Source organism: Bacillus sp. 05T31 (assembly GCF_056396725.1).
Genome location: NZ_JBFTMA010000659.1, coordinates 1 through 2,545, shown reverse-complemented (window position 1 = coordinate 2,545; position 2,545 = coordinate 1). Strand labels below are relative to the sequence as shown.

Annotated in this window: 2 protein-coding genes and 2 pseudogenes; all 4 read left to right on the top strand. The window is 34.2% G+C overall.

Annotation, left to right across the window (positions count from 1 at the left end; genetic code table 11):
• Positions 1 to 159 (top strand): annotated as a pseudogene (locus tag AC1DJR_RS26130) (DUF948 domain-containing protein); the annotation flags it as partial.
• 2 nt (positions 160 to 161) lie between these two features.
• The gene (gene ytxJ / locus AC1DJR_RS26125) at positions 162 to 488 is read left to right on the top strand and encodes a bacillithiol system redox-active protein YtxJ (RefSeq protein ID WP_002067603.1); all 327 of its coding nucleotides are present in this window, start codon (positions 162 to 164) and stop codon (positions 486 to 488) included.
• Between the two features lie 113 nt (positions 489 to 601).
• On the top strand, positions 602 to 1,618 hold the full coding sequence (locus AC1DJR_RS26120; RefSeq protein WP_429688019.1) for a CamS family sex pheromone protein: 1,017 nt from the start codon (positions 602 to 604) through the stop codon (positions 1,616 to 1,618).
• A 139-nt stretch (positions 1,619 to 1,757) separates the two neighbouring features.
• A pseudogene (locus tag AC1DJR_RS26115) lies at positions 1,758 to 2,270 on the top strand (bifunctional 3-deoxy-7-phosphoheptulonate synthase/chorismate mutase); the annotation flags it as partial.
• Positions 2,271 to 2,545 lie beyond the last annotated feature (275 nt).

Genomic DNA, 2,545 nt, shown 5'->3' with positions numbered 1-2,545 from the left:
GTTGTACAGTGGAGCAGCGCAGCAATTGAAGTATATAATCATTACCGTACTACGAGACAAGAGAAAAAGATTGAAAAAGAAGAGCGTAAACTTGAGAAAGCTGAGCAGAAGGCTGAAAAGAGAGAGAAGCGCTCTAGACTTCGCATGAGAGGTGAGTAATGATGAGTATGATGAAGATTGAAACAATTGAAGAACTTGAAGCGTTAGTAGAAAAGAACGAGCCTTACGTTCTTTTTAAACATAGTACGACATGCCCAATTAGTCACGGTGCATATACWGAGTTTCAAGCGTATTGCGGTGAAGAAAGAGAAGTGCCAGCATATTACTTATACGTACAAGAGGCGAGAGATGTTTCGAACCATGTTGCAGAGCAGTACAGCATTAAGCATGAATCTCCGCAAGTGTTATACATAAAAGATGGAATGGTAGTATGGCATACATCGCATTGGAATATTAAAAAAGAAGCTTTAGAAGAGAATGTAAAATAGGGAGAGGCAAGCGAAGGGCTTGCTTCTTTTTTATTTTGTTGCAATATATTTAGTGGTACACTAGAGATACTTTAAAACTAAGTAAATTGACTTTTGAAAGTGGGTTTTAAGCAATGAAGAAAATGGCATTATGCATCGCAAGCTTAAGTTTATTACTGGGGGCTTGCAGCAATAATACTATTGAGAAGAAAGATGAAGTTGTACAGAAAGATACGAAAGAAAAAAGTATGATTCCAAGAACTGCTGTTTCTAAGGATTACTATAGAACTGTTATTCCTTTAAAAGAACAAAAGGTAATTAATACAGTTAATGTTACAACGAATTCGAAACTAGATTTAGCAGAATATGAAAATGGTTTAATGAATATCGCTTCAAAACAATTCGATACAGAAAATTACGTATTACAATTAAATCAATATATTCCAGAGAAAACAATTGATGAATTAGTTACGAAACAAGAAGTACCAGTTTTGACTAATATTATAGAACAGGACTACTTCGGCAAACAAAATTCAAATGAACTAAGCTTATCTGGCGTTGTTATTGGTTTATCTATGTCTTCAAGTGTATCTAATGAGGAAGCTATTTCTAAAGGTACTGAAGTCGCTAAGGGGCTTATAGAAGCTATTAATAAAAATGATAAATATAACAAATCTCCAATTACGTTTGCTATATTTAAGCAAGAAAGTACAAGTTCTTTAAAGAATGGTACTTATATTTCAAGCGCTACTGTTCAGAAGAACGAGACTAATCTTGGAAATTGGGATACTATTGATGAAAAATCGTATTCGTATCCTTCTCAAGAATTTGAGGGGGCACATGGAGAAGATAATGATAAGCTAAAGGAGTTTTCTAAAGCAATGAAGGCATTTTCTCCAGGAGATTATATCCCTGTTAATGCTAAGATTTCTTATAAGCAAAATAAGATGGATAAATTAAAGATGGATATTGTCGTTAAATATAACGGTAAGTCAGAATTAATGGCACTCTCTCAAATAGCTGCTCAAAGTATGTTAGAACAATTTCCTAAAGATGCTAAAGTTCAATTACAAATAAAGTCCGAGAATAAAATCGAGGCTGTTATTATAAAAGAGAAGAACAGCGATAAACCGTTTGTTTCTTTCCTATAATAAAAAAAGACAGTWTTTAARCTGAGGCTACTGAAAAAGTGAATACTTCGAGAAAAACATTTCGAATTTCCTAAAGATGTTGAAAGAAGAAAGGARGTCATTACCTGTACATAATAGGGAATGACCTCTTTTTTCTTATGAAATAGCCTCTTTCAGTGCCTTCTTTAAAGTGTYAGATTATGTTGATGTTATTCAAATTGGCGCTCGCAATATGCAAAACTTTGAACTGTTAAAGGCAGCTGGTGCTGTAAATAAACCAATATTATTAAAGCGTGGTTTATCAGCAACAATTGAAGAATTTATTAATGCAGCAGAATATAGTATGGCAGAGGGGAATGGTAATATCATTTTATGTGAGTGTGGTATTCGCACATATGAAACAGCAACGCGTAATACGCTTAATATTTCCGCTGTGCCAATTTAAAAGAAAGAAACACATTTACCTGTTGTTGTCGATGTAACGCATTCTACAGGGCGACGTGGCCTTCTATTACCGTTTGCAAAAGCGGCTATGGCAATTGGGGCTTTTGCTATTATGGCTGAAGTACATCCAGACCCAGCAGTTGCATTATCAGATGAAGCGCAGCAAATGGACATTCCAGAATTCAATGAGTTTATGAAAGAATTAAAAGCATTCGGAAGTAAATTATAAAAAAATTTCTTAGTCTATGTAGCCTTGTTACATAGCTTTTTTACAAAAATTGACCTTTTTTGCATAAAAAATACGAAAATACGAGAAAAGAAGCGAATTTTTTCGAAACTTTTGCGGGAAAATATTGTATGACCCTGCGTTTTTATCGTATCATTAGTAAAAGGAAGAACTCGGGACGATTGTTGGCATCTGCAAATAGAGTTGATGTCTTTTTTTCATTCAAGTGAACCGATACATAAAAATAGATAACATAAATAGAAGGAGTGTGCGAAGAG